Annotated in this window: 20 protein-coding genes; 10 read left to right on the top strand and 10 right to left on the bottom strand. The window is 58.1% G+C overall.

The genetic code is table 11. The features are described 5' to 3' along the window. Window positions 1-249: 249 nt before the first annotated feature. Together galU (ACJ8KE_RS10200) and galU (ACJ8KE_RS10205) are read right to left on the bottom strand one after the other, a co-directional pair. Window positions 250-1,143 (bottom strand): UTP--glucose-1-phosphate uridylyltransferase GalU, encoded by an 894-nt coding sequence (gene galU, locus ACJ8KE_RS10200; RefSeq protein WP_016928435.1) that lies wholly within the window; start codon window positions 1,141-1,143, stop codon window positions 250-252. Window positions 1,144-1,196: 53 nt separating this feature from the next. Continuing rightward, window positions 1,197-2,093, bottom strand: a complete 897-nt coding sequence (galU, locus tag ACJ8KE_RS10205; protein WP_028127951.1) for a UTP--glucose-1-phosphate uridylyltransferase GalU — start codon at window positions 2,091-2,093, stop codon at window positions 1,197-1,199. Between the two features lie 611 nt (window positions 2,094-2,704). Here galU (ACJ8KE_RS10205) and ACJ8KE_RS10210 point away from each other — a divergent pair. Continuing rightward, the gene (locus tag ACJ8KE_RS10210) at window positions 2,705-4,288 is read left to right on the top strand and encodes a TerC family protein (RefSeq protein ID WP_016928437.1); all 1,584 of its coding nucleotides are present in this window, start codon (window positions 2,705-2,707) and stop codon (window positions 4,286-4,288) included. A gap of 31 nt (window positions 4,289-4,319) precedes the next feature. Here ACJ8KE_RS10210 and dcuC read toward each other — a convergent pair whose 3' ends face one another. The 4 genes from dcuC to udk form a co-directional block, all read right to left on the bottom strand. After that, the gene (gene dcuC / locus ACJ8KE_RS10215) at window positions 4,320-5,672 is read right to left on the bottom strand and encodes an anaerobic C4-dicarboxylate transporter DcuC (protein ID WP_015377222.1); all 1,353 of its coding nucleotides are present in this window, start codon (window positions 5,670-5,672) and stop codon (window positions 4,320-4,322) included. A 175-nt stretch (window positions 5,673-5,847) separates the two neighbouring features. Then, entirely contained in the window at window positions 5,848-7,680 is a 1,833-nt protein-coding gene (gene asmA / locus ACJ8KE_RS10220) for an outer membrane assembly protein AsmA (protein WP_028127950.1), read from the bottom strand. A gap of 44 nt (window positions 7,681-7,724) precedes the next feature. Next, window positions 7,725-8,306 carry a dCTP deaminase gene (gene dcd / locus ACJ8KE_RS10225; protein WP_004938917.1) on the bottom strand — a complete coding sequence of 194 codons (582 nt, stop codon included), beginning with the start codon at window positions 8,304-8,306 and terminating at the stop codon, window positions 7,725-7,727. Window positions 8,307-8,431: 125 nt separating this feature from the next. Then, a complete protein-coding gene (udk, locus tag ACJ8KE_RS10230) occupies window positions 8,432-9,073 on the bottom strand; it encodes a uridine kinase (protein ID WP_004938922.1) in 642 nt (213 codons plus the stop codon). Window positions 9,074-9,301: 228 nt separating this feature from the next. Here udk and ACJ8KE_RS10235 point away from each other — a divergent pair, with 228 nt between their 5' ends. Further along, window positions 9,302-9,931 carry a phosphatase PAP2 family protein gene (locus tag ACJ8KE_RS10235; protein WP_016928440.1) on the top strand — a complete coding sequence of 210 codons (630 nt, stop codon included), beginning with the start codon at window positions 9,302-9,304 and terminating at the stop codon, window positions 9,929-9,931. A 44-nt stretch (window positions 9,932-9,975) separates the two neighbouring features. Here ACJ8KE_RS10235 and apbC read toward each other — a convergent pair whose 3' ends face one another. Further along, window positions 9,976-11,088 carry an iron-sulfur cluster carrier protein ApbC gene (gene apbC, locus ACJ8KE_RS10240; protein ID WP_016928441.1) on the bottom strand — a complete coding sequence of 371 codons (1,113 nt, stop codon included), beginning with the start codon at window positions 11,086-11,088 and terminating at the stop codon, window positions 9,976-9,978. Window positions 11,089-11,247: 159 nt separating this feature from the next. Here apbC and metG point away from each other — a divergent pair, with 159 nt between their 5' ends. The 8 genes from metG (at window position 11,248) to sanA (ending at window position 21,001) form a co-directional block, all read left to right on the top strand. After that, on the top strand, window positions 11,248-13,275 hold the full coding sequence (gene metG / locus ACJ8KE_RS10245) for a methionine--tRNA ligase (protein WP_028127949.1): 2,028 nt from the start codon (window positions 11,248-11,250) through the stop codon (window positions 13,273-13,275). 223 nt (window positions 13,276-13,498) lie between these two features. Next, window positions 13,499-14,566 carry a sugar ABC transporter substrate-binding protein gene (locus ACJ8KE_RS10250; RefSeq protein ID WP_016928443.1) on the top strand — a complete coding sequence of 356 codons (1,068 nt, stop codon included), beginning with the start codon at window positions 13,499-13,501 and terminating at the stop codon, window positions 14,564-14,566. A gap of 131 nt (window positions 14,567-14,697) precedes the next feature. Next, the gene (locus tag ACJ8KE_RS10255) at window positions 14,698-15,909 is read left to right on the top strand and encodes an MFS transporter (protein ID WP_016928444.1); all 1,212 of its coding nucleotides are present in this window, start codon (window positions 14,698-14,700) and stop codon (window positions 15,907-15,909) included. Between the two features lie 138 nt (window positions 15,910-16,047). Next, window positions 16,048-16,455 carry a CidA/LrgA family protein gene (locus ACJ8KE_RS10260; RefSeq protein WP_049299822.1) on the top strand — a complete coding sequence of 136 codons (408 nt, stop codon included), beginning with the start codon at window positions 16,048-16,050 and terminating at the stop codon, window positions 16,453-16,455. Further along, the gene (locus ACJ8KE_RS10265) at window positions 16,452-17,147 is read left to right on the top strand and encodes a CidB/LrgB family autolysis modulator (protein WP_016928446.1); all 696 of its coding nucleotides are present in this window, start codon (window positions 16,452-16,454) and stop codon (window positions 17,145-17,147) included. Before ACJ8KE_RS10260 ends, ACJ8KE_RS10265 begins: the two co-directional genes overlap by 4 nt. A 137-nt stretch (window positions 17,148-17,284) precedes the next feature. Further along, window positions 17,285-18,169 carry a cytidine deaminase gene (cdd, locus tag ACJ8KE_RS10270; protein WP_016928447.1) on the top strand — a complete coding sequence of 295 codons (885 nt, stop codon included), beginning with the start codon at window positions 17,285-17,287 and terminating at the stop codon, window positions 18,167-18,169. Between the two features lie 221 nt (window positions 18,170-18,390). Further along, a complete protein-coding gene (locus ACJ8KE_RS10275) occupies window positions 18,391-20,088 on the top strand; it encodes an NAD-dependent malic enzyme (RefSeq protein WP_004938945.1) in 1,698 nt (565 codons plus the stop codon). A 169-nt stretch (window positions 20,089-20,257) separates the two neighbouring features. Further along, window positions 20,258-21,001 (top strand): outer membrane permeability protein SanA, encoded by a 744-nt coding sequence (gene sanA / locus ACJ8KE_RS10280; RefSeq protein ID WP_016928448.1) that lies wholly within the window; start codon window positions 20,258-20,260, stop codon window positions 20,999-21,001. Window positions 21,002-21,127: 126 nt separating this feature from the next. Here sanA and ACJ8KE_RS10285 read toward each other — a convergent pair whose 3' ends face one another. From ACJ8KE_RS10285 to mglA, 3 genes are all read right to left on the bottom strand, one after another. Continuing rightward, window positions 21,128-21,520 carry a tautomerase family protein gene (locus tag ACJ8KE_RS10285; RefSeq protein ID WP_079450986.1) on the bottom strand — a complete coding sequence of 131 codons (393 nt, stop codon included), beginning with the start codon at window positions 21,518-21,520 and terminating at the stop codon, window positions 21,128-21,130. A 231-nt stretch (window positions 21,521-21,751) separates the two neighbouring features. Further along, on the bottom strand, window positions 21,752-22,762 hold the full coding sequence (mglC, locus tag ACJ8KE_RS10290; protein WP_004938953.1) for a galactose/methyl galactoside ABC transporter permease MglC: 1,011 nt from the start codon (window positions 22,760-22,762) through the stop codon (window positions 21,752-21,754). Between the two features lie 11 nt (window positions 22,763-22,773). Continuing rightward, window positions 22,774-24,282, bottom strand: a complete 1,509-nt coding sequence (mglA, locus tag ACJ8KE_RS10295) for a galactose/methyl galactoside ABC transporter ATP-binding protein MglA (RefSeq protein ID WP_004938959.1) — start codon at window positions 24,280-24,282, stop codon at window positions 22,774-22,776. Between the last annotated feature and the right edge of the window lie 16 nt (window positions 24,283-24,298).

Raw genomic sequence — 24,298 nt, forward strand, 5'->3', positions numbered from 1 at the left:
TGCCCAGCACCGGTAAAAATCAGTGCGGAGGCGAGTTTAAACTTTAATTTTTTATTAATAACAGCGACTTGTCATAAGCACATGGCCATACCGCATAAAACTCTCTCGCCATAGCAACTCGGATAATCGCAGTAAAATGTATACTAATATAAAAAATGGGACAGTGAAATTCCCCAAAATTCAACAACTATTCTAGCTTCTCCCGCCATGATGGCAACGGCCCTCATCGAGAGAAGCGAGAAGTTTTACTCAAAGCGACAGCTGTTCAGCCCATTCACGGAAAGCTTTGCCTTGGGTTGGGTGACGCAACCCATAAGTGACAAAAGCGCGAAGGTAACCCAGTTTTTCACCGCAGTTGAACGATTCCCCCACCAGCTCCGTCGCCTCTACCGGTTTGTGTTTCAACAATTCTGCAATCGCATCGGTCAGTTGAATACGCCCCCAGGCTCCCGGTTCCGTGGTCTCCAGCAGCGGCCAAATATCGGCGGACAAGACATAGCGCCCTACCGCAGAGTAGTTGGATTCCAACTTGGTTTCCGGCGCCGGTTTTTCAATAATCGATGTGATACGAGCACTTTCACCCGGTTTCAGGTTGCTGGCCTCACACTCAACCACGGAATAATCATGCAGTACGTGTTCGTCTGCCTTTTGCACCAAAACCTGGCTCAGGCCGCTCTGCTCAAAGCGCGCAATCATGTGTGACAGGTTGTCTTTCTTCAAATCGGCTTTTGCGTCATCCAGCAAGATGTCCGGCAACAGAACGACAAATGGAGAATCACCGACCAACGGTTTAGCGCAGAGAACGGCATGTCCCAGTCCTTTTGGCTGCCCCTGGCGAATGTGCATCAGCGTCACGCCTTTTGGCGTTATCGACTGCACCTCATCCAGCAGTTGCCGTTTCACGCGTGCCTCCAGCATCGCCTCCAGCTCGAATGAGGTATCGAAATGGTTTTCAATGGCGTTCTTGGAAGAATGCGTCACCAGGATGATCTCTTTAATCCCCGCCGCGACGCATTCGTTGACAATGTATTGAATCAACGGTTTATCAACGATTGGCAACATCTCTTTCGGAATCGCTTTGGTCGCCGGCAGCATACGCATGCCCAATCCGGCAACGGGAATAACCGCTTTCAACTTCGTCATGGTAGACCTCATTCAATCTCGTGATCGCTTTCAGCCGCAGTGGCGACAGCCTGTTACTTTCCCAACGTCTGCTTCAACCAGCGGCTGAAATTTTCACCTTCCGAACCGTGACGCAGACCGTACTGCACAAACGCCTTCATATAGCCAAACTTGTCGCCACAATCATGGGACTTACCGCTCATATGGAATGCTTCAACCGTTTGTTCATCCATCAGCATCGCAATCGCATCGGTCAGTTGAATCTCATCACCCGCGCCGGGAGGGGTTTTCTCAAGTAGCGGCCAAATATCGGCGGCAAGCACATACCGGCCGACGACGGCCAGATTGGAAGGGGCATCCTCGCGGGCCGGCTTCTCAACCACCGCCGTCATCGGTGCGCTTTCTCCCGCGGCGATCGTCGCGCCTGCGCAATCTACCACACCGTATTTGGACACATCTTGTTCCGGCACAGGTTCAACCATGATTTGGCTGTAACCCGTATCACCAAAACGTTGGATCATTTTAGCCAGATTTTCTTTGCGCAAATCCGCCGTAGAATCATCCAATAAAACATCAGGCAACAGCACAACGAAAGGAGCATCACCTACCATTGGTTTGGCGCACAGCACCGCATGCCCCAACCCTTTCGCCTGTCCTTGACGCACCTGCATCACGGTCACATCCGGGGGACAAATGCTTTGCACTTCACTCAGGAGTTGGCGCTTCACGCGCGCTTCGAGCATGGCCTCCAGCTCAAACGAAGTGTCAAAATGGTTTTCAATCGCGTTTTTCGATGAATGCGTGACCAATACGATATCTTTAATCCCCGCCGCCACGCATTCAGCAACAATGTACTGAATTAAGGGCTTATCGACCACGGGCAACATTTCTTTAGGGATAGCCTTGGTCGCCGGCAACATACGGGTTCCCAAGCCCGCAACGGGGATCACTGCCTTAAGTCTTGTTTGCATTTTCATTCCAATTCATCGTAGCGCTGCATTCATCTGTGCAGCGTGAACAAGGGGATCCAATCGGGCACGCTACCGCCCTTGGCTTGCAGCTACCAAAGTACTGTTAATGACGCATCCCCCCACGTCATTGCATGAGCCAGGCAATTTTTATGCAAAGCGGCACTCATTCTTCGTTTGAACTGTCATGCTGTTCACAAAAAAATAAAAAAACCGGTGCCTTTATAACCAAACAATGTTAGTTACTGCCGTTATATGACTAAGATTCTTATACTAATGTCTAAGTGATACAAGCCTTAGATCCCCCCAGTCAGCCGTTTTCAGAATAAGACTACTCGTACCGCATACCGATAAGAATCATAGCCAAAGAAAATTGTTTTAATGTTTTGATTTAAATAAATTTAATAAGGCGTTTCTTTTCTGAGCGCATGGCATCCCGGTAGATATTTGCTCCCCAGGCCCTTGATTCCTTTGGCCGCTCGGCGCCGATCGATGTTTACGGCAATCCTCCTGTTCTGAACCACATCCTCCCGATTAAAGTTGAATTTTGCCGCCTCAACGCCCATCATTCCCGTGCGGCATAAGCCGTAGAACTTACAGGTGAAATTGGGCGTATGGAATGGATCGCTGATCCAACAATTTGGGCCGGCCTGGCCACTTTGGTCGTGCTGGAAATCGTGCTGGGTATAGACAACCTTGTCTTCATCGCCATTCTGGCGGACAAATTACCAAAACAACAAAGAGATAAGGCCCGTGTCGTCGGTTTGTTGCTGGCGCTGGTCATGCGTCTGGCGCTGCTCGCCTCCATCTCGTGGCTGGCGACGCTGACCAAACCGATGTTCATCGTCGCGGAGCACCCCTTCAGCGGCCGCGATCTGATCATGCTGGTCGGCGGGATATTCCTGCTGTTCAAAGCCACCATGGAGCTCAATGAGCGGCTGGAAGGCAAGGACGAAGAGCAGCACGGCGCGCGCAAAGGCGCACGTTTCTGGCCGGTAGTGGCGCAGATCGTGGTGCTGGACGCCGTTTTCTCGCTCGACTCGGTGATCACCGCGGTGGGGATGGTCGATCACCTGGCGGTGATGATGATCGCGGTCTGTATCGCCATCGGCCTGATGCTGCTGGCCAGCAAACCGCTGACGCGCTTCGTCAACGCTCACCCGACTATCGTCATTCTGTGCCTGAGCTTCCTGCTGATGATCGGTTTCAGTCTGGTGGCGGAGGGCTTTGGCTATCACATTCCTAAAGGCTACCTCTACGCGGCGATCGGCTTCTCGGTCATGATCGAGGCGCTGAACCAGCTGGCGCAGTTCAACCGCCGTCGCTTCCTGTCGAAGGTGCGGCCGCTGCGTGAACGCACCGCCGAAGCGGTGCTGCGCATGCTGAGCGGCAAACATGAAGAAGCGGAAGTCGACAGCCATTCCGCCAACCTGCTGGCGGACAGCGACAGCGAAAACGGCGAGATCTTCAATCAGCAAGAGCGGCGCATGATCGAACGCGTACTCGGCATGGCGCAGCGCACGGTCAGTAGCATCATGACCTCGCGTCACGACGTCGAATACCTTGAGCTGAACGATCCGCAGGAAAAGCTGACGCAGTTGCTGGAACGTAATCAGCACACGCGCATCGTGGTGGTGGAAAGCAGCGCCAGCGACGAACCGCTGGGCGTGATCCACACCATCGACGTCCTCAAACAGCAACTGGCGCAGGCGCCGCTGGATCTGCGAGCGCTGATACGCCAACCGTTGATCTTCCCGGAGCAGCTCACGCTGTTAAGCGCCCTGGAGCAATTCCGCCAGGCGCAGACGCATTTTGCCTTTGTGGTCGATGAGTTCGGCTCCGTCGAAGGCGTCGTCACCCTGACGGACGTGATGGAAACCATCGCCGGCAACCTGCCGGAGGCCGGCGAAGAGGTGGACGCACGCCACGACATTCAGCAAAACGAGGACGGCAGCTGGACCGCCAACGGCTATATGCCGCTGGAAGATCTGGTGTTGTATCTGCCGATGCCGCTGGAAGAAAAGCGCGAATACCACACGCTGGCGGGGCTGTTGATGGAACACAGCCAGCGCGTGCCGCAAGAAGGAGAACAAATCAAGATCGGTGACTACCTGTTCGAACCATTGGAGGTCAACAGCCACCGCATCCTGAAAGTGAAGATCACCCCGCCGCCTCCACCGGAGGAGTACGAGGTTTAACATCGAGGCCGGGCATCGCCCGGCCTTCCTTTTACTGGGGAACCAGCAGCTCCGTCGCCACGATCACCACCACCAACCCGACAATTACCGGCACTGAAGTACGCTTCACCACATCAAACGGCGAGATTTTCGCCATGCCGGAGACCGCCACCACCACGCCGGAAACCGGCGACAGCGTACGGCCGAGATTAGAGGCCTGCAGCATCGGGATCACCAGATAGGCAGGATTCACGCCCATCTGTGCCGCCAGTTTCGGGATCAGTTCGACAAACGCATAGAACGGCGCATTGCCGGAGCCGGTGGTCATGGCCGCCAGCATGGTGATCACCACCAACACCAGCATCATGATCAAACCGCCGGTACCGAACGACTGCGCCAACCCGATCAACCCGCTGATAAAACCGACGGTGCTCAACCCTTGCGCGAAGACACCCGCGGCCACCAACAGCATCACCACGCTGGCGAATGCATCCGCCATACCGCGATACGCCACTTCCAGGCCGCTGAATACCTGTTTGGCGCTGAAGCTGCGCACGAACTCGATCGCAGCCGCCAACAGTATGCACCCTACCAACACGGTAATAATGTGCAGCTCCGGTCCCCATTTGCCGTCGAAGATCAGCACGCCGAGGATCGGCGTAAACGGCAATATCGCGTAGAACCCCGGCGCATGCGTTTTTATTTCACTGACGTCCATGATGTGGTGCTGTTCATCACTCTTCTTATCGAGATAACGCTGCCAGAAAAAGTGCGCCACGGCCATGCAGACGATGGCCGCAATCGAGATAGGCAGCGTGGTTTTGAACGCGAAGTCCACCAGCGGCATTTCCGCCGCCTTGGCTGCCAGCACCACGTCGCCGGAAGTCGGCGCTAGGATAATCGCCGCCGGCGAAGCGCAAATGGCCGCCGCGGCGCCGCGGCTAATGCCAACGTTCACCATCAATGGAAACAGCGTCGCCATCAGCAATACGCCGAGTCCAGTCGCGGAAGAAACCGCCAATGACATCAGGCAAGCGACAAAATAGGCCGCCACCATCAGCAGATAAGGCGAATTGATCATCTGCAATGGACGCGAGGCCAGCTTGACGACCACGTCGTTGGCGCCGATATGCGTCATATAGGCGGCGAAACCGCACAGCATCATGATCATCATGCCCAGATCGCCGCCGCGGCTCATCAGCAAGATCTTGACGTACTCGATCATATCGGTCGCGCGCCAGCCGGTAGATGCGGCGCCGGACGGCAACAGCGTTTTCCCCATCAGGGCGCTGATGCCAAGCAGCAGCAGCCCTCCCACCATCAAGACGCCCGTGGCGGAATACCCTTTGATGATATAACGGCCCACGCCCGCCGCCACCGCCGCGCCAATAAGAAGCTCTATCATGTTTCCTCAACTCGTCATTTTTTCGCGCTCAGGCGCATAGTCATAGCAGAATGCGCCCTTACTCTGCACAAATTGATCGCGGGTCTTCATGACCTTCATCAAGGTAACGGAGGGAAATTATCGCGGGAAACGTCGATACTGACGCGGGCCACAAAACGGCCCGCGTCAGGAGGGATTACAGCTTGTCGAGCAGCTTTTTCAAATCCTGACCCTCGCGCGAACCCTTGTTCTTTTCAGCCCACTTGTTCAGCGCATCCTTGGCCCGATCCTGCAGCGTTTTACGCAGCACCTGATCGACCTGCAGTTGATAATTCAGCTGTTGCCACGGCCCGTAGACCCGCAGCGGGATCGGCGTTTTTTGCAGCTGTTCGATCAGCTCGCCGCGCCCTTGCCAACCGCCGGTGACGCGCACGTTAAGCGCCATATCACACTGTTTGCCCGGCATATCGATGCTGCCGGCGCCGGTCAGCGCCAGCAAAGGCGAATCCGCCGTCAGGCCGCTGAGTTTGACCGTGCCCTGGTTCAGGGTAGCTTGCGCCGAAACATTTTTGACTTCGGTATAGCGCTGATAGCTGTCTTGACCGCGCACGCTGTTGTCATTGCGCGCCACGGCCTGTTGGATCAGTTGCTGGATGTTCAAACCGTGCAGTTGCGCATCCTGCATCGCCAGCTGCGCCGTACCGCGCCAGCGGTGCTCAAATGACTGTGAAGAGAGGCGATCGCCGGTCAGATCCCCTTTCATGCTGAACTTGCCGGTCAGCATCTGCGGCATGTCGAAAGCTTTGAGCACCGTGCCCAGCTCAATTTGGTTCAGCGTCGGTTGCACGCTGATGACCGGTTTATTGCCGCGTGCGTCGAGCGATCCCGGCAAGGAGAAATCGCCGCCGGCCAAGTGCCCGGCAAGCTTATGCAGCGTCAGCAGGCCGCGTTGATTGTCCGCGGCAACGGCCAATTGGGTGACGTTCATACCGCGATAGGTCAACTGCGCCGCTTGCAGGCTCAACTGCGCATTGAAATCGCGCAGCGCTTCCAGGTTCTGCTGCCGATCGTCGACCTGGCTGGCGATCACCGGCGCGGCGGTCACGGCGGGCTGTTCGGCGGTATTGGTGCTGGATTGCCAGCCGGAAAGCGCGTCGAGATCGAGGTTAGCCGAATTGAGATTCACCACATAGCCCGGCACCGCCCCCAACGTGGCGCTGATATCGCCGGCCAACTGGCTGTTGTTGGCGCTGACGTTCAGTTGGCTGACGGCAATCTGCGCCGGCGTCTGTTGATAGACTACCTGGGCATTGCCCTCGCCCTGAATGCCGCCGTTAAGAATGTCCGCCCCGGCCAGTTGATAATTGAACTGGGTCACTTTGGCGCCGATCTGGTGCGGGAACTGCTGCAAATCGATATCGGCCGTCATGCTGAAGGCCAGGTCGCGCTGATCGCGGTTGACCCGGCTGGACAGTTCAAGCTGCGCCTGCCGTTTCTCCGTTTGCTGCAGGGTAAGATTGATGTCCCGAACATTGATTTGCGCGTTGTCGGCACGCTGCCAAATCAGCAGGCTGTCCACGACGCGCAAGTTATCGATGTCGAACTTCCAGGCCGTGTCTGCCGCATCAGCGCCGCTGCCGGCCGGCGCAATCGGGGCGTCCACTTGTGAGTGCTCTTCACTGTCGGGCGTGAGACGAATGACGGCATTTTTCAACATCACCTGTTTCACAAACAGCTGATGTGACAGCAGCGGCAACAGTTTGACGTCAAGGCGCATGTTTTCCGCGCTCACCACCGGCGCCTTGGCGCCCGGCGCGGTCAGCGTCATGCGCCCGGCCAAAATACTGAGCTGCGGCCAGATATGCCAACGCAGGTCGCCTTCAAGCGTTAGCTGGTAGCCGCTCTTCTGCTCGACCTTTTTGACCATGTAACCGCGAAAATCATTCGGATTGACCAGCAGTACCAGCGCGGACATTCCCGCCACCACGACCACCAGTAAAATCGCCAATGTCGTCAGTAATCTTCTCATGCCACCCTCTTGTCAGCGCCACACCGACGGTGCATCCCGCGCCGTTAGTCCTTGTCGATTCGACTGGCTACTGCGCCCTGCTGATCGCGATATTTTGCGTCCTGCCGGCTGTTATATGGCCGGGCCGCCGGGCCGGACAACGGCTCAAAGCTCAAGGCGCCAATCAGCATCCCCGGCCGCAGCGCCAGCGGCAGCTTGCCGGAGTTGTAAAACTCCAGCACGATGCGCCCGTGCCAGCCCGGATCGATACGGTGCGCGGTCACGTGCACCATCAGCCCCAGACGCGCCAGAGAAGAACGGCCGTCGAGCCAACCCACGAGATCGTTCGGCAGCGTCACGGATTCGAACGTCACCGCCAGAGCCAGTTCGCCGGGATGAAGGAAGAACGCCTCGCCTTCCGGCAGGACAATCTCGTCGCTCATCACGCGATCCAGCGCGGCGCTGACTTCATCTTTCGGCCCGCTGAGATCGATAAACGGCGCGGTATGGCCGCGGAACACGCGGAACTGATTGCCCAAACGGACATCTACTGTGGCCCCGTTGATGCGTTCGAGCGGCGGGCGCGGCGAAATCACCAGTTTCTCGCTATCCAGCCAGGCTTCTATATCGCGGTCGCACAGTCTCATGTCTTTCTTCTCCATCAAAACGCGTAACTAAACAAAAATTGCCACACAACGGGCGAAAGGTCTACGCCGGGGTGCAAATAGTTGGCCGTCGGCCGGAAATGCGCATTTCCGGCCATTAAGCGGCATTATTCAAAGAATTGGCTGATTTTGGCTTTCAGAATATCGATCGCGATGCGGTTTTTGCCGCCGCGCGGAACGATGATATCGGCGTATTGTTTGGAAGGTTCGATAAACTGCAGGAACATCGGGCGCACGGTCTTCTGGTATTGCGCCATCACCGAATCCATCGAGCGACCGCGCTCGTTGACGTCGCGCTTCATACGGCGCATCAGGCAGATATCCAGCGGCGTGTCGACGAAGATCGAGAAGTTCATCTCCTGGCGCAAACGGATATCCGTCAGCAGCAAGATCCCTTCCAGAATGATCACTTTTTTAGGTTCCAGGTGGACGGTTTCTTTCTTGCGCGTGTGTTCGGTGTAGCTATACAGCGGCAGCTCGATCGCCTTACCGGCCTTCAACATCTGCAGATGCTGGAACAGCAGGTTATGATCCATGGCGCTCGGGTGGTCATAGTTGGTTTTGACCCGTTCTTCCATGGTCAGGTGAGTCTGGTCTTTATAGTAACTGTCTTCTGGAATAACGCCGATGTGCTCATCACCGACTTGCTCGCGGAGTTCGCGGTACAACGTGCTGGCGATAAGGCTTTTTCCGGAGGCAGATGCGCCAGCTATACCAATAATGACGCACTGATGCGGATTGTCAGTCATAAAATTAAAGACCTGATTTCATAGTGTGAAGGGGGGAACTAAAACGCGACAATTATAGGGAGTCGCCGGGGATTGCGCCACTGTATATTGCGCGGCGGCGGGTGAATTCGGGCTGCCACGCCACGGGCACGCGGCATTTTAAGAATCTCACGGCTAGGGCAATGCCCCGCAACAGGTTACACTCCTGCGCTGACTTAGGGACCCCGTAGTCTTTCATCGGAGAATGATGTGCTGGATTGGTATTTTTTGACTTTTTTCGGCGACAGCATGCTGCTGCTGCCCTGCGCGCTGATTCTGTTTTTATTGCTGCTCGCATCGCCCGCCACCCGCGTTGCAGGTTGGCAATGGGCGCTGATTTTCGGTTTCACCGGCGGACTGGTCTGCCTGTCCAAGTTGGCCTTTATGGGCTGGGGCATTGGTAGCGCAAGTTATGATTTCACCGGATTCAGCGGCCATTCGGCCCTCGCGGCCAGCATCTGGCCGCCGCTGCTTTGGGCTTTAACCGGTCGATTTTCCCACCCGGTGCGCAGCATCGCGCTGGTGACCGGATGGATATTGCCTTTCACCATCGGCGTGTCGCGCCTGGAAATCCGCGTGCATTCGGTATCCGAGGTCATCAGCGGGCTAATGTTAGGCTACCTGGCCAGCGCGCTGTTTCTATGGCTGCAGCGAGGGAAAGCGCGACCACAGCTTGCCTGGTCGCATTTGGCCATCGCGCTGGCCTTGCCGTTGGCGCTGATGGGACAGCGGCAGCCGGCCCCCACCCAGGGATTGCTGGAACATATCGCCAAAACGCTGGCGCAGATCGAACGCCCTTATACCCGGGCAGATTTGCACAACCCTACCCGCATCCCATAAAAAAACCCGGCGCTTAAGCCGGGTTTTTCATCGCCATAGGCAGATTACAGCGCGCGGAAGGCAATCTCCGTCGGGATCGCTTCACCCTGCCAATACATCTGCGCGGCCACGCGGCCGGCCAGTTGACGATACATGTCGGCGAATTCGCTCTCCGGGCGGCTGATCACCGTCGGCGTACCGCGATCCAGATCTTCGCGCAGCGAGATGTGCAGCGGCATCTGCCCCAGCAGACGGCTGTTATATTTCTGCACCAGCTTCTCGGCGCCGCCGGTACCAAAGATCGGCTCATGGTGGCCGCAGTGGCTGCAAATGTGCACGCTCATGTTTTCGACGATGCCCAGCACCGGCACATGCACTTTCTCGAACATCACGATGCCCTTGGCGGCATCCAGCAGGGCGATATCCTGCGGCGTGGTGACCACCAGCGCGCCGGTCACCGGAATGTTCTGCGACAGCGTCAGCTGAATGTCGCCGGTGCCCGGCGGCATGTCCAGCACCAGATAATCCAGATCCGGCCATAGCGTATCCTGCAGCAGCTGCATCAGCGCCTTGCTGGCCATCGGGCCGCGCCACACCATGGCGTTGTCGTCGGTCACCAGATAACCGATGGAGTTGGTCGCCAGGCCGTGCGCCATGATCGGCGCCATGTGCTGCCCGTCCGGCGAAGTCGGCCGCTCATGTTCGGTGCCCAGCATATTGGGGATCGACGGGCCGTAAATGTCGGCGTCCAGAATGCCGACCTTGGCGCCTTCGGCGGCCAGCGCCAGCGCCAGGTTGACGGCGGTGCTGGATTTCCCCACCCCGCCTTTGCCAGAGCTGACGGCGATGATGTTGCGCACGCCTTTGATCCCGGCTTGGCCGTTGGCGCGTTTCAGCGTCGTGATATCGTGTTTCAGCTTCCAGTCGATGGCGGCGGCGCCGGTCACGCGCAACAGCTCAGGGCCGACGCTCGCCTGCAGCGCTTCAAAACCGCTCTGCCAGGCAAACGGCATCGTCAGTTCGATATGCAGTACGTCGTCCAATAATGCGCAGTGATGAATAGCCTTCAGCGCGGTCAGGTTGTTTTTCAACGTCGGGTGTTCAAAGGCGGCCAGTACACCGGTCACCAGGGCGCGCAGAACTTCGGGGTTGGTCTGCTCAGGGGATTTTGCGTTCATCCCGGCTCCTTGATTTTGAATGAGTCGCTTCCGGCTAAGCATATCAGAACTGCCCGGTAGCTGGCGCGTATAACCTGTAAGAAACCGCCCTAGCAGCGAAGGGCGCGATCGGTTAACATCGAAGGCCCTTTTATTCATTACAGAAAGCAAGTTCTCACTATGGCTCAAGTCGCGAAAAAATTATTGGTGACGTGCGCGCTACCGTACGCAAATGGTTCCATCCATCTCGGCCACATGCTCGAGCACATCCAGGCGGATATCTGGGTGCGTTACCAACGAATGCGCGGCCACGAAGTGCATTTCATCTGCGCGGACGACGCGCACGGCACGCCGATCATGCTGAAAGCGCAGCAACTGGGTGTGAAACCGGAAGAAATGATCGCGGAGATGAGCCAGGAGCACCAACAGGATTTCGCCGGCTTTGGCATCAGCTATGACAACTACCATTCGACCCATAGCGATGAAAACCGTGAGCTGTCCACCCTGATTTACAGCCGCCTGAAAGAAAACGGTTTTATCAAGAACCGCACCATTTCTCAGCTGTACGATCCGGAGAAAGGCATGTTCCTGCCGGACCGTTTCGTGAAGGGCACCTGCCCTAAATGCAAATCGCCGGATCAGTACGGCGACAACTGCGAAGTGTGCGGCGCCACCTACAGCCCGACGGAACTGATCGATCCGAAGTCCGTAGTTTCCGGCGCGACGCCGGTGATGCGCGACTCGGAGCACTTCTTCTTCGATCTGCCGGCCTTCAGCGAAATGCTGCAGGCGTGGACGCGCTCCGGCGCGCTGCAAGAGCAGGTGGCGAACAAGATGCAGGAGTGGTTCGAATCCGGTCTGCAGCAGTGGGACATCTCCCGCGATGCGCCTTACTTCGGCTTCGAAATCCCGGATGCGCCGGGCAAATACTTCTACGTCTGGCTGGACGCGCCGATCGGCTACATGGGTTCCTTCAAGAACCTGTGCGACAAGCGCGGCGATCTGGACTTCGACGAGTTCTGGCGCAAAGACTCCACCACCGAGCTGTATCACTTTATCGGCAAGGACATCGTCTACTTCCACAGCCTGTTCTGGCCGGCGATGCTGGAAGGCAGCAATTTCCGCAAACCGACCAACCTGTTCGTGCACGGCTACGTGACGGTGAACGGCGCCAAGATGTCCAAATCGCGCGGCACCTTCATCAAGGCCGGCACCTACCTGCAGCATCTGGACGCCGACTGCCTGCGTTATTACTACGCCGCCAAGCTCTCTTCACGCATTGATGACATCGATCTCAATCTGGAAGACTTCGTGCAGCGCGTGAACGCCGACATCGTCAACAAGGTGGTGAACCTGGCGTCACGCAACGCCGGCTTTATCAACAAGCGCTTCGGCGGCAAGCTGGCCGACAGCCTGGCCGATCCGGCGCTGTACCAGACCTTCGTCGACGCGGCGCAGAGCATCGCCGAAGCCTACGCCGGCCGCGAGTTCAACCGCGCGATCCGCGAAATCATGGCGCTGGCCGATCTGGCCAACCGTTACGTGGATGAGCAGGCGCCGTGGGTGGTGGCGAAGGAAGAAGGCCGCGATGCCGATCTGCAGGCCATCTGCTCGATGGGCATTAACCTGTTCCGCGTGCTGATGACTTACCTGAAGCCGGTGCTGCCTTCGCTGACCGAACGCGCCGAAGCGTTCCTCAACGCCGAGCTCAGCTGGGACGCGATCCCGCAACCGCTGCTGGGCCATCAGGTGAACGCGTTCAAAGCGCTGTTCAACCGCATCGATCTGGACAAGGTCAGCGAAATGGTCAACGCCTCGAAGGAAGACATGGCCGCCGCCAAACCGGTGACCGGTCCATTGGCCGATGATCCCATTCAGGAAACCATCACCTTCGACGACTTCGCCAAGGTGGACATGCGCATCGCCCTGATCAAGAGCGCCGACTTTGTCGAAGGCTCCGACAAACTGCTGAAACTGCAGTTGGACCTGGGCGGTGAATCGCGCCAGATCTTCTCCGGCATCCGCTCCGCTTACCCGGATCCGAAAGCGCTGGAAGGCCGCCTGACCATCATGGTCGCCAACCTGGCACCGCGCAAAATGCGCTTCGGCATTTCAGAAGGCATGGTGATGGCGGCAGGCCCCGGTGGGAAAGAGATCTTCCTGCTGAGCCCGGACAGCGGCGCGCAGCCTGGCATGCAGGTCAAGTAACCGCGCCAGCGCGTAACATCGAGGGTCGAGCTTGCTCGGCCCTTTTTTATTGATCCGTCGCCAACGTTATAAACAGTAAGAAAAAGTCATAACCGCCCTGATTCCCTCGCACGCCGCATCCGGCTATGATGCTCCCACACAACGAATAGACGTCCAGACAGAAAGATTGCTATAACCACTCTTCACCGGGGTCGTTTCCCCTGCTTTTTTGGAGCCTATAATAATGAAAAACCTCACGACTTCGCTGCTCGCCCTCAGCCTGCTGGCCGCCCTGCCGCTGCAGGCGGCGGAAAACGCCGCCGTGCCGGCCGCCATCGCTCAACATCAGGGGCCGGTGCGCATCGCGGTGATCCGCAACCTCGGATCCGACGACAACACCACGCAATTTTTGGCGGGCGCCATTCAGGAAGGGCGCAAGCTGGGCTTCAAGGTGGACACCTTCCTCAGCAACGGCGACGATGCGCGCTTCCAGGACTTCGTCAACCAGGCTATCAGCCAGAAATATGACGGTATTATTCTCTCGCAGGGGCGAGCCCCCTATTCCACCGACCTGGTTAAACGCATCGCGGCGGCCGGCATCGCCGTCGCGGCGTTCGATACCGACGTCGGCGGCCACGTTCCCGGCGTCACCGTCTCGCAGCAGGACGACGCTTCGCTGGCTAACGCCTCGTTCGGCCAGTTGGTGAAGGATTTCAACGGCCAGGCCAACATCATCAAACTCTGGGTAGCAGGCTTCCCGCCGATGGAGCGCCGCCAGGCCGCCTATCAGCAGTTGCTGAAACAGCATCCGGGCATTCACGAGCTGGAATCGATTGGCGCGGTTTCATCCGACGTGCAGGGCGATACCGCCAATAAAGTGGGTGCGGTGCTGGCGAAATACCCGAAAGGCAAGATTGACGCCATCTGGGGCACCTGGGACGCTTTCACCCAGGGTGCTTACAAGGCGCTGAAAGAGAACGGCCGCACCGAAATCAAACTGTACAGCATCGATATCTCCAACCAGGACTTGCAGCTGATGCGCGAAGCCGGCAGCCCATGGCAGGTCAGCGTGGCGGTGGATCCGAAGCTGATCGGCGCGGTCAACCTGCGCCTGGTGGCTAACAAGATTGCCGGGGAAAGCACGCCGGACAGCTATCAATTCAAAGCGGCGGTCATTCCGCAGGCGTTGCTGCTGGCGCAGCCGGGGCCGGTCAACGTCGCCGGGCTGGCGAAGATCATCCCCGGCTGGGGCACCAGCAGCGATTTCGTTCAGCCGTGGTTCGCCACGCTGCAGGCCGAACACGGTAAATAATGCTGTTTTTGACGAGGCTGCCGACGCAGCCTCTGTTTTTAAACTAATTATCGGCTTTCCCCTTCCGTCCTCGCCAAAATACGCTATGTTATCTGCATCGCCCAATAACTGTATGCATAAACAGGCCTCGAATGAAGGGATTCCCCTCGCTGATCAACGTACTGCTGGCCAGTTCGCTGGTGTTGACCATCGGCCGCGGCGTTACGCTGCCGTTCATCACCATCTACCTCACCGAACATTTCCATCTGCTGCCGAAGAGCGTGGGCGTGATTCTGGGCGTCAGCCTCACCCTCGGCATCCTTGCCAGCCTGTACGGCGGCTATCTGGTGGACAAATTCAGCAAAAACCGCCTGATCCTGCTGTCGATTGTATTGTTTGCGCTGAGCTTTTTCGCCATTCCCTGGATCCCGCGCCCCGGCGGCGTGATCGTGGTGCTGGCCATCTTGCATACCTGTTATTCGGTGCTAAGCATCACCATTAAGGCCTGTTTCGCCGACGGGTTGCCGGTCGAGCAGCGCATCAAGGCTTTTTCCATCAACTACACGCTGGTCAACGTCGGCTGGGCGATCGGCTCTGCGCTCGGCGTCCTGGTGGCCGGGCTTAGCCCGTTGCTGCCGTTTTATCTGTCGGGCGGATTGGCGCTGGCGACGGTGGCGGCACTGAGCCTGCGCTTGCGCGGCCGGGAACAGCGCGCAACGCCTGCCGCCGCTGTACCGGCCGCGCTCCCCAACTTCCGTCAGACGCTGACCATCTTGCGAAGCGATCGGCGGCTTATCTACTTCACCCTCGGCAGCACCCTGGGCGCCGTGGTGTTCGGTCAGTTCACCGGCTATCTGTCGCAGTACCTGATCACCGTCTCCAGCGCCGAGTTCGCCTACAAAATCATTGGGTTGGTGATGATCGTCAACGCCAGCATCGTCATCGCCCTGCAATACCTGCTCAGCCGCGGCATGCGCCAGGAAAACATGCTGCGCTGGCTGGTGCTGGGCACGCTGTTTTTCATCGTCGGGCTGCTCGGTTTCATGGCGGCCGGCCAGGCGGTCTGGCTATGGCTGGCGGCGATGGCGGTGTTTACCCTCGGCGAAATCATCGTTATCCCGGTGGAATACATGTTTATCGACTTTATCGCGCCGCCGCACCTGAAAGGCAGCTACTATGGGGTACAAAACCTCAGCGCGCTGGGCGGCGCCATCAACCCGGTGCTGTGCGGGGTGCTGCTCAGCTATGCCGCGCCGCCGTTGATGTTCGTGATGCTGATCGTCGCCGCCCTGCTCAGCCTGCTGTTTTTCTTCCTCGGCCACCGGCTGGCAGAACACACGGCGGCGGCCGAAGACGTACGCTGATCCCGCAGGCAGCGGCCAATACGGGCTGTCAACCCGCCGCTCGGGCATAGCACCCATAGCGAGAATTCATGGTGCGATCTGTGGCATGGCTCACAGTTTAATTGTATGATGAATACATCAGTTAAACGGGAAAAGACAATGGCCAACGTGCTCACACTGTGCTGGAAATACCTGAGGGCTCTGCTCCTCATCTACCTGTGTCTGTTCGTCGGCAACGCGGTGGCGGCGCTGCTGCCGTTCGCCATTCCCGGCAGCATCATCGGCATGCTGCTGCTGTTCGCCCTGCTCTCAACCCAGATTATGCCAGCCAAATGGGTTAAACCCGGCTGCCATTTGCTGATCCGCTATATGGTGCTGCTGTTCGTGCCGATCGGCGTCGGGGTGATGAAATATTACGACCAGATCGTCGCGCATCTGGGCCCGCTGGTTATCTCTTGCCTCATCAGCACGCTGATGGTGCTGGTGGTAGTCGGCTATACCTCACACTATTTTCATCGCGAGCGCCGCATCGCCGGCAAGCCCGACGACCCGGAGGACAATCCATGATCCATGAAATCTGGTGGTCGTTGCCGCTGACGCTGGCGGTCTATTTTGGCGCGCGCTGGCTGGCGCGCAAGCTGAATATGCCGCTGCTCAACCCGCTGCTGGTGTCCATGGCGGTGATCATCCCGCTGCTGCTGCTCACCGGCATTCCCTATGAGCGCTACTTTCAGGGCAGCAAAATCCTCAACGATCTGCTGCAGCCGGCGGTCGTCGCGCTGGCCTTCCCGCTCTATGAGCAGCTGCACCAAATCCGCGCACGCTGGAAGTCGATTATCACGGTGTGCTTCATCGGCAGCCTGACCGCCATGATCAGCGGCGGCGCCATCGCCCTGTGGTTGGGCGCCACGCCGGAAATCGCCGCCTCTATCTTGCCGAAATCGGTCACTACGCCGATCGCGATGGCCGTCGCGGACTCGCTCGGCGGCATTCCGGCGATCAGCGCGGTTTGCGTCATTTTCGTCGGCATCCTCGGCGCCGTGTTCGGCCACACGCTGTTCAACCTGTTGAAAATCACCACCCCCTCGGCGCGTGGCCTGGCGATGGGCACGGCTTCCCACGCACTGGGCACCGCGCGCTGCGCGGAGATGGACTATCAGGAGGGCGCCTTCGGCTCGCTGGCGTTGGTCATCTGCGGCATCATCACCTCGCTGCTGGCGCCGTTTGTGTTTCCGGTGCTGCTGCATCTGTTCGGTTGATCAGGGTGAAACTTGCGATACATCTCGCATTTATGTATTCCATTGCATTAATTTCATTAATTAAGAGACATTAATCACACTTTAATGTCTCTGGCCTGCCTAGAATGTTATCCCGTTAACCCGTAGAGAGACTTTCTATGCATCCGCGTTTTCACACCGCTTTCAGCGCACTGCCCGCGACACTGCAATCCGCCCTGCAGCCCTATCTGGACGCGTCCGACTTTCCGGCGATGTTCACGGCCGAGCAAGCGGCGGCGATCCGCTCAGGCTGCGGGTTGGACGATGACGCGCTGGCATTCGCGCTGCTGCCGCTGGCGGCGGCCTGCTCGTTAACCCCGATATCGCATTTCCACGTCGGCGCCATCGCGCGCGGGCAAAGCGGCAACCTCTATTTCGGCGCCAATATGGAATTCAGCGGCGCCCCGCTGCAGCAAACCGTGCATGCGGAACAGTGCGCGGTTACCCATGCCTGGTTGCGCGGTGAGCCCGCGCTGGCCTCGATCACCGTCAACTACACGCCGTGCGGCCATTGCCGCCAGTTTATGAATGAACTGAACAGCGGCGGCGAACTGCAGATCCGTCTGCCGGGCCGCGCACCGGCCACGCTGGCGGACTATCTGCCGGACGCCTTCGGCCCGAAAGATCTGGATATCGCTTCGCTGCTGATGGACAAGGTCGATCACGGCCACCGACTGGCGCTGGACGATGCGCTGACGCAGGCGGCGCTGGCGGCAGCCAATCAGAGCCATGCTCCGTACAGCAACGCCCACAGCGGCGTAGCGCTGGAAACGGAGGACGGCAGCCTCTACGCCGGCCGCTATGCGGAAAACGCCGCTTTTAACCCGAGCCTGCCGCCGCTGCAGGCCGCGCTGATCCTGCTGAACCTCTCCGGCGGCGACTGCCTGAACATCCGCCGCGCCGTACTGGTCGAGCCGCAGGAGGCGATCCTCAGCCAATGGGACGCCACCCGCGCCACCCTGGCGGCGCTGGGTTGCCAAAACGTCAGCCGCGCCGCCTTCTAAGCGCACAACGGCGGGGCCATCCGGTTCCGCCGCTAACAGCCCCGCCCGCCAAATACAATGCCCCGACGCCGCCAGAGAGACTTTCTTTAGTTAAAAAATCATTTGATTGTCGATAATTACGCCAACCTGGTTCATCATCGGGCAACAAATGCTGTACATCTTCTCTTTATCTTTTAGGATCGTCGGCAATACAGTTATCTGATACGTGAAGAGTAAAACTGATGGAACTAGAATACGAAAGCAAACGCCCGCTCTACATCCCTTACGCCGGCCCGATTCTGCTGGAATTTCCGCTGCTGAACAAAGGCAGCGCTTTCACCGAGGAAGAACGTAGCCACTTCAACCTGCACGGCCTGCTGCCGGAAGCGGTGGAGACCATCGAAGAACAGGTGGAACGCGCCTACCGTCAGTATCAGGATTTCAAGAACGATAACGATAAGCACATCTACCTGCGCAACATCCAGGACACCAACGAAACCCTGTTCTACCGTCTGCTGGACTCGCACCTGAGTGAGATGATGCCGATCATCTACACCCCGACCGTCGGCGAGGCCTGCGAACACTTCTCCGATATCTATCGCCGTGCGCGCGGGTTGTTCATCTCCTACCCGAACCGCGATCGCATCGATGACATGCTGCAAAACGCCACCAAGCAGAACGTTAAGGTGATCGTGGTCACCGACGGCGAGCGTATTCTAGGCCTGGGCGATCAGGGCATCGGCGGCATGGGCATCCCAATCGGCAAGCTGTCGCTTTACACCGCCTGCGGCGGCATCAGCCCGGCCTACACGCTGCCGGTGGTGCTGGACGTCGGCACCAACAACCCGCAGCGCCTCAACGATCCACTGTACATGGGCTGGCGCCATCCTCGCATCTCCGGCGAGGAGTACCACGCCTTCGTCGAAGAGTTTATTCAGGCGGTCAAACGCCGCTGGCCGAACGTCCTGCTGCAGTTCGAAGACTTCGCGCAGAACAACGCCACCCCGTTGTTGAACCGCTACCGCGACGAGATTTGCTGCTTCAACGACGACATTCAGGGCACCGCCGCGGTCACCCTCGGCAGCCTGATCGCCGCCAGCCGCGCCGCCGGCAGCCAGCTGCGCGATCAGACCGTCACCTTCCTCGGCGCCGGTTCCGCCGGCTGCGGCATCGCCGAGCAGATCATCGCGCAGATGAAGTCCGAAGGGTTGAGCGAAGACGAAGCGCGCGCCCGCGTGTTCATGGTTGACCGTTTCGGCCTGCTGACCGACAAACTGCCGAACCTGCTCGACTTCCAGAGCAAGCTGGTGCAGAAGAGCGACAATCTGGCCGGTTGGGAAACCGCCAGCGACGCCATCTCGCTGCTGGACGTGGTGCGCAACGCCAAGCCGACCATCCTGATCGGCGTGTCCGGCCAGCCGGGGCTGTTTACCGAAGAGCTGATCCGCGAGATGCACAAGCACTGCGAACGCCCTATCGTGATGCCGCTGTCCAACCCGACCTCGCGCGTGGAAGCCCGTCCGGAAGACATCATCAACTGGACCGACGGCGCCGCCCTGGTGGCGACCGGCAGCCCGTTCGCGCCGGTAAGCTATAAAGAGCAGCTGTACCCGATCGCCCAGTGCAATAACTCCTACATCTTCCCGGGAATTGGTCTGGGCGTGCTGGCCTCCGGCGCCACTCGCGTCACCGACGCCATGCTGATGGCCGCCAGCCGCGCGCTGGCGGACTGTTCGCCGCTGGCCACCGACGGCCACGGCGCGCTGCTGCCGAATATCGACGATATTCAGGGCGTGTCGAAGTGCATCGCCATGGAAGTGGGTAAAGCCGCCCAGCTGCAGGGCGTGGCGATCGTCACCTCCGAAGATGCGCTGTCGAAAGCCATCGAGCACAACTTCTGGCGGCCGCAGTACCGCAGCTACAAGCGCACCTCGTTCTGAATGGTGAGCTGAAATGACCCAGCCCGGCTCCGCCGGGCTTTTTTGTGCGGCAAAACCGCCGAAAAATGCGGCGGCGCGCGTGCTTCAGGCGGTTCGCGTCTTGCGTCGGTCGGTCAGGTAAAGTAGCCTTGATCCATCTTTTTCAGCCCGGCGCGCGTAAGGCAACAACATGTGGAAACGCCTGATCATCAGCCTGTTCATCATCATTGCGGTGTTGATGGGTTCGGCTATTGCGCTCGATCGCTGGATCAGTTGGAAAACCGCGCCTTACGTCTACGACGAACTGCAGGAATTGCCGCACCGCCAGGTCGGCGTGGTGCTCGGCACCGCCAAGTATTACCGCACCGGCGTGATCAACCAGTACTACCGTTACCGCATTCAGGGGGCGATCAACGCCTATAACAGCGGCAAGGTGAAATACCTGCTGCTGAGCGGCGACAACGCCCAGCAAAGCTATAACGAACCGATGACCATGCGGCGCGATCTGATCGCCGCCGGCGTAGCGCCGAGCGATATCGTGCTGGACTACGCCGGTTTCCGCACCCTGGACTCCATCGTGCGCACCCGCAAGGTGTTCGACACCAACGATTTCATCATCATCACCCAGCGCTTCCACTGCGAGCGCGCGCTATTCATCGCCCTGCACATGGGCATTCAGGCGCAGTGTTACGCGGTGCCGTCGCCGAAAGACATGATGACGGTGCGCGCCCGCGAGATCTTCGCTCGCCTGGGCGCGCTGACCGATCTGTACATCCTCAAGCGCGAACCGCGCTTCCTCGGCCCGCTGATCCCAATCTCCGCCATGCACACCGTGCCGGAAGACGCCCAGGGCTATCCCGCCGTGTCACCGGAACAGTTGGTTGAGCTGGAGCACAAGCTGAAAGAAGAGAAGCAGAGAGCCAAACAGCCTTAATCATCCGGCAGAGGGTTTGACACGCGCCTCGGCAATACGCTAAAAGGGCGTATTATCCAAGAGAAAACAAAGTGTTAACGAATACCGGATGATTTGCGTAAAGCGCTCTCTACGTACGCTGACAGCTTATTGCGGCATTGAAAGCGGGGATGCCCTTCTGCCACCGCCGAATGAACTATTCAAACGGTCCAATTCAATGAAGAGGACCATCAGATCATTGCTGTCCAGTCCAATCAGGGTGAGTTCCTGTACCAGTGATTGCAAGAGCAATTGTTTGCGGGCGTCAGGGGAACCAGAGGAAAGCATGGCTTCAATCAACACGAAGTTGGCGCTGCGGGGGGAATCCAGGTCAGGATAAGTGGGATCCACATATAAATCGTCTTCCTCAAGACGGATAAAGCGCTGGAATTGATCGTTCGCAGGATAGCCGGTTTTTACTACCGCCGCGTGAATAGCTGATGAAATTCTTTTCTTATCAAGCGTATTACGACTTTTCAGCGTAATGGTAAATACAGGCATAGTTTGCTCCCCGAAAACGGTAGGTGAAACAAGTTTACTGACTTCATACCGCGTTGGTAGCCCGAAAACTGTGTCACGCTGTAACCAATCCAGCCTAAGATCAGGCGATATCCCGAGATACCTCGCCAGCCATTGCCAAATAATGCCTTATTATTTTGCCTGGCACCGTACAGCGCCCCAACGTAACAAGGCCGGCAATAGGCCGGCCTTGTTGTCTGTACTGCGGTAAACCTACTTCTTCTTGGCGTATTTCAACGAGTCCAGCGCCACGGCGAAGATGATGATGCTGCCCTTGATGATGTACTGCCAGTACGGGTTGATGCCGATATAGGTCAGGCCGTAGTTGATGACGGTAAAGATGATCACCCCGGTCACCACGCCCCACACCGTACCCACCCCGCCGGCGAAGGAGACGCCCCCCACCACGCAGGCGGCGATGGCGTCCAGCTCATACATAAAGCCGAGGTTATTGGTGGCGCTGCCGATGCGTCCCGCTTCCAGCAAGCCGCCGAAGGCGTAGAACACGCCGGACAGCGCATAGATCATGATCAGGTTCAACGGCACGTTGACCCCGGACACCTTGGCCGCTTCCGGGTTGCCGCCGATGGCGAAGATGTTCTTGCCGAAGCGGGTCTTGGTCCACAGGATCCAGACGAATATGATGGCGATCAGCGCGTAAAAGGTGATGTAGGACAGCTTAAAGTCGCCGAAGCGCAAGAAGCCCTGGGCAAAGGTGGAAAACTTCGGATCAAAGCCCGCGACCGGCGACGCGCCGACCGAATCGTAATACAGCGAGTTGATGCCGTAGACGATGATCATGGTGCCCAAGGTGGTGATGAACGGCGTCACGTTGAGATAGGCGATAATCAGGCCGTTAACCAGGCCGATCACCGCACCGACCGCGCACACCAGCAGGATGACCAGGGGAATCGACCAGGTTTCCATGTGCGGGAACACCTTGTTGACGTTATCCATCGATTGCAGCAGCGTGGCCGCCACCACCGCCGCCAACCCCACCTGCCGCCCGGCGGACAGGTCGGTGCCCTGAGTCACGATCAGCCCCGCCACGCCCAGCGCGATGATGATGCGCACCGAAGACTGCGTCAGGATGTTGCTCAGGTTCATCAGGCTGAGGAAGGTAGGATCCTGAATGATGATGATGGCCAACAGCACCAGCAACACCACGTAAATGCCGCCTTCCTTGAAATAGGTAAATAAGGTTTTTTTATTTAGCGCGTTCATAATTCCGATCCTTAAAGGTGCAGGGAGGCGAGACGTAAGATTTCATTTTGCGAGGTCTGTTTGGTGTTAACGATGCCCGCAACCTGACCATTGCTCATCACCAAAATACGGTCGGTGATCCCCAAAAGCTCCGGCATTTCGGACGAGACGATAATGATCCCCTTGCCCTTCTTCGCCAGTTCGGTCATCAGCTGATAAATCTCGAACTTGGCGCCCACGTCGATGCCGCGCGTCGGTTCATCCAGCATCAGGATCTCCGGCTGCGTCAGCAGCCAGCGGCCGATGATCACCTTCTGCTGGTTGCCGCCGGACAGCGAGCCGATATGGGTGTGATGCCCCGGCGTTTTCACCCGCATGGCGTCGATCACCCACTGGGTGTCGCTCTTCATCCGCGCGTTATCCAGCAGGCCGAGCTTGTTTTTATAATTGCGAATGTTGGAGATCAGCGAGTTGAAGCCCACATCGAGGTAAGCGTAAATCCCGGTGGATCGGCGCTCTTCGGTCACCAGCGCAAAACCGTGGTTAATCGCTTCGTTGGCGCTGTGGTTGTCGATCGCCTTGCCGTGCAGCTTGATGGTGCCCGCCACCTTTTCGCGAATGCCGAACAGGGTCTCGACGATATCGGTGCGTTTGGCGCCCACCAGCCCGGCGATGCCGAGGATCTCCCCTTGATGCAGATCGAAGGACACATCGCGGATCGAAGGCTGGCGCAGCGACGTCAGGTTTTTCACCTCGAGGATCACCTCACCCGGCGTGTTTTGCCTGTCGGGGAAGCGCTGGCTCAGCGAGCGGCCGACCATCATGGCGATGATCTTGTCCATATCCAGCCCTTCCAGCGGCTGGGTGGCGATCCACTGGCCGTCGCGCAGCACCGTTATCTCGTCGCACAGCTGGAAGATCTCCTCCATCTTGTGCGAGATATAGACGATGCCGCAGCCGCGTTCTTTCAGCTTGCGGATGATGGTGAACAGGTGATTGACCTCTTTCTCCGTCAGCGAAGAGGTCGGTTCATCCATGATGACGATCTTGGCGTCGTAGGAAAACGCCTTGGCAATCTCGATCATCTGCATCTGCGACACCGACAGGTTGCCCACCTTTTCGCGCGGGTTGATGTCGATATCCAGCTCGTCGAAGATCGCCTGGGTGTCTTTGAACATCTTGTCCTGATCGACGAACAGGCCTTTGGTCGGGTAGCGTCCCAACCACATGTTGTCCATCACGGTGCGTTGCAGCACCAGGTTCAGCTCCTGATGCACCATCGAAACGCCGTGTTCCAGCGCTTCCTTCGAGCTCTTGAAATCGATTTCCCGGCCCTGAAATACAATGCTGCCGCTGTCTTTTTTGTAAATGCCGAACAGGCATTTCAACAACGTCGATTTCCCCGCGCCGTTCTCCCCCATCAGGGCGTGAATCGAGTGCGGACGGACGCGTAAATTGACATTGTCCAAGGCTTTGACGCCGGGAAATGACTTACAGATATCCGTCATTTCCAGCAAAAATTCGCGTGAGCTATCGGCCATAAATACACCTGGCTTA

Source organism: Serratia sp. CY56464 (assembly GCF_052168435.1).
Classification (GTDB): domain Bacteria; phylum Pseudomonadota; class Gammaproteobacteria; order Enterobacterales; family Enterobacteriaceae; genus Serratia; species Serratia marcescens.